The sequence below is a fragment of the Pseudonocardia sp. KRD291 genome, assembly GCF_019263595.1.
Taxonomy (GTDB): Bacteria; Actinomycetota; Actinomycetes; order Mycobacteriales; family Pseudonocardiaceae; genus Pseudonocardia.
Genome location: NZ_JADQDD010000424.1, coordinates 1 through 3,728, shown reverse-complemented (window position 1 = coordinate 3,728; position 3,728 = coordinate 1). Strand labels below are relative to the sequence as shown.

At 71.2% G+C, this 3,728-nt stretch carries 2 protein-coding genes; both read left to right on the top strand.

Annotated elements, in window-relative coordinates; translation table 11 throughout:
• Positions 1-128 precede the first annotated feature (128 nt).
• The gene (leuS, locus tag I4I78_RS31120) at positions 129-2,990 is read left to right on the top strand and encodes a leucine--tRNA ligase (RefSeq protein WP_218615087.1); all 2,862 of its coding nucleotides are present in this window, start codon (positions 129-131) and stop codon (positions 2,988-2,990) included.
• Between the two features lie 51 nt (positions 2,991-3,041).
• A partial coding sequence (locus I4I78_RS31115; protein ID WP_218615086.1) for a hypothetical protein occupies positions 3,042-3,728 on the top strand: 687 nt, incomplete at its 3' end.

The following is a 3,728-nucleotide window of genomic DNA, read 5'->3' as shown; positions in this document are numbered from 1 at the left end:
GCGCCGCACCGAGTTGAGCTCGACTCCCGGCGCGGCGACGACCCCTTCGGCATGGCCGGAGGGGTCGCGTGTGTTCCGGCCCCGCATCGCGTGCGGCCGTCACGACATCCCCTCGAGGTGAAGCGGACATGACCACCGACATCAGCCAGGCCGACGGCGCGGCGTCCCCGGCCGACTCCGGCCAGCAGACGCCCCCGTTCCGCTACGACGCCGACATGGCCGGTCGGATCGAGCGCAAGTGGCAGGACGTCTGGGAGCAGGCGGAGACGTTCCACGCCCCGAACCCGGGCGAGCCCGGCTCGGAGCGGCCGAAGGTCTACCTGATGGACATGTTCCCGTACCCGTCCGGGTCCGGGCTGCACGTCGGGCACCCGCTCGGCTTCATCGGCACCGACGTGCTGGGCCGCTACCTGCGGATGACCGGGCACAACGTGCTGCACCCGATGGGCTTCGACGCGTTCGGCCTGCCCGCCGAGCAGTACGCCGTGCAGACCGGGACGCACCCGCGCGCGACGACCGAGGCGAACATCGCCCGCTACCGCGCGCAGCTGCGCCAGCTGGGTCTGGCGCACGACCCGCGCCGTTCCGTCGCGACCACCGACATCGAGTTCTACCGCTGGACCCAGTGGATCTTCCGGGAGATCTTCGAGGCCTTCTACGACACCGACGCTGGCCGGGCCCGCCCGATCACCGAGCTGCGCGCCGAGTTCGAGGCCGGCACCCGCGCCGTCCCGGACGGGCGCGCGTGGTCGTCGCTCGACGAGCCGGCCCGGCGTGAGGTGATCGACGGCCACCGCCTGGCCTACATCTCCGAGGCGCCGGTGAACTGGTGCCCCGGACTGGGCACGGTGCTGGCCAACGAGGAGGTCACCGCCGACGGCCGCAGCGAGCGCGGCAACTATCCGGTGTTCCGCCGCAGCCTGAAGCAGTGGAAGATGCGGATCACCGCCTACGCCGACCGGCTGGCCGACGACCTGGACCGGGTCGACTGGCCGGAGTCGGTCAAGGCGATGCAGCGGAACTGGATCGGCCGTTCCGAAGGTGCCCAGGTGCGGTTCCGCACCGCAGGCGGAGCCGAGATCGAGGTCTTCACCACCCGTCCGGACACGCTGTTCGGCGCCACCTACATGGTGCTGGCGCCGGAGCACCCCCTGGTCGAGAAGATCGCACCCACCGCATGGCCGGACGGCGTCGACGAGCGCTGGACCGGCGGCGCGGCCACCCCCTCCGACGCGGTCGCGGCCTACCGGACCGCGGCCGGGCGCAAGTCCGAGCTGGACCGCCAGGAGAACAAGGACAAGACCGGTGTGTTCACCGGCGCGTACGCCACCAACCCGGTGAACGGCGAGCAGATCCCGGTCTTCGTCGCCGACTACGTGCTCATGGGCTACGGCACCGGCGCGATCATGGCCGTCCCGGCCGAGGACCCGCGCGACTGGGACTTCGCCACGGCGTTCGGCCTGCCGATCATCCGCACCGTCGACCCAGGCGAGAACTGGGACGGCGGCGCGTTCACCGGCGTCGGGCCGATGATCAACTCCGCGAACGACGAGATCAGCCTGAACGGCCTGGGCGTCACCGAGGCCAAGCGCGCGATCATCGACTGGCTGGCCGCGCGCGGGGCCGGGGACGCCGTCGTGCAGTACAAGCTGCGGGACTGGCTGTTCTCCCGCCAGCGCTACTGGGGCGAGCCGTTCCCGATCGTGTGGGACGAGCACGGCCCGATCGCCCTGCCCGAGGACCAGCTGCCGGTGGTGCTGCCCGACGTCGACGACTACGCGCCGCGGGCCTACGACCCGGCGGACGCGAACACCGAGCCGGAGCCGCCGCTGGGCCGTGCCGTCGACTGGGTGAGCGTCGAGCTGGACCTGGGTGAGGGCCCGAAGACCTACCGCCGCGAGACGAACACGATGCCGCAGTGGGCCGGCTCCTGCTGGTACTACCTGCGCTACCTGGACCCGGAGAACTCCGACCGGTTCGTGTCCAGGGAGGCCGAGAAGTACTGGATCGGCAAGGACACCGCCCGCTCCGCGCAGGACCCGGGCGGCGTCGACCTCTACGTCGGCGGCGTCGAGCACGCGGTGCTGCACCTGCTGTACTCGCGCTTCTGGCACAAGATCCTCTTCGACCTGGGCCACGTGAGCAGCGAGGAGCCGTTCCACAAGCTGTTCAACCAGGGCTACATCCAGGCCTTCGCCTACACCGACACCCGCGGGCTCTACGTCCCCGCCGAGGAGGTCACCGAAGGAGAGGACGGTGGTTTCACGTGGAACGGTGAACCCGTCACCCGGGAGTACGGGAAGATGGGCAAGTCGCTGAAGAACGTGGTGACCCCGGACGAGATGTGCGACCGCTACGGCGCCGACACGTTCCGCCTCTACGAGATGTACACCGGCCCGATGGAGGCTTCCCGGCCCTGGTCGACGCGCGACGTCGTCGGTCCGCAGCGGTTCCTGCAGCGGGTGTGGCGCAACCTGGTCGACGAGAACAGCGGCGAGATCCGGGTCTCCGACGACGAGCCGGACGAGACGACGCTGCGCGCGCTGCACAAGGCGATCGCCGGGGTGCACCAGGACCTGCCGGCCCTGCACTACAACACCGCGGCCGCGAAGCTGATCGAGCTGAACAACCACCTGACCAAGAGCGGCGGGCAGGTCTCGCGGCCGGTGGCCGAGTCGCTGGTGCTGATGCTGGCGCCGCTCGCCCCGCACATCGCCGAGGAGCTGTGGCAGAAGCTGGGCCACGACGAGACGCTGGCCTACGCGCCGTTCCCGGTGGCCGACGAGCGCTACCTGGTGGCCGACACCGTCGAGTACCCGATCCAGGTCAACGGCAAGGTCCGCTCCCGGATCACGGTCGCCGCCGACGCGGGCCAGGACGAGGTGAAGGCCGCGGCGCTGGCCGACGAGAAGATCGTCGCGGAGCTGGGCGGCGCGGAGCCGCGCAAGGTCATCGTCGTGCCGGGGCGTCTGGTCAACGTCGTCAAGTAGGGAACTTCGGTCACGCTCCCGTCCGTTACCAGGGTGGGAGCGTGATGAACGATGGTCGGAAACCTGCTGACTCTGATCGTGCTGGTGGCCGTGGTCGCCGGCGTCGTCTGGCTGGTGCGCCAGCGCAGCGCGGAGAAGACGAACGAGCTCGAGGACGCGAAGTCCGAGGCGCGTCGCTGGGTGGAGCGCCTCGGCGGGCAGGTCTACGCGCTGAACGGCACCGACGACGCGTCGAAGCAGGCTCTGGCGGACGCGTCCGAGCGGTTCACCGCGGCCGGGTCGCAGATGGAGCAGGCCCGGACCACCGTCCAGACCCGCCAGGTCACCGAGACCGCCTACGAGGGTCTCTACTACGTGCGGGCCGCGCGGACCGCGATGGGCATGGACCCGGGTCCGGAGCTGCCCCCGCTGCCCGGGCAGGCCAGGGCCGGTGCGGTCACCGAGAACCGTGAGGTCGAGGTCGAGGGCCGCTCCTACGGGGCATCGCCGGAACCCTCGGACCGCAACAGCCACTTCTATCCCGGCGGGACCGTGGCCGGACGCCCGGTGCCGCGCGGCTGGTACTCCGAGCCCTGGTGGAAGCCGGCGCTGGTGGCCGGTGCGTGGGGCGTCGGGTCGGCGCTGCTGTTCACGTCGCTGTTCTCCGGCATGTCCGGCGCGGCCTACGCCGACGGGTTCTCCGACGGCGCCGCGCTGGACGGCGGCGGTATGGACGGCGCCGGCGACCCCGGCGGCGAC

What these genes read in the sequence shown, in the direction of transcription:
- leuS (WP_218615087.1), top strand. Translation starts at nt 129, where the DNA reads ATGACCACCGACATCAGCCAGGCCGACGGCGCGGCGTCCCCGGCCGAC.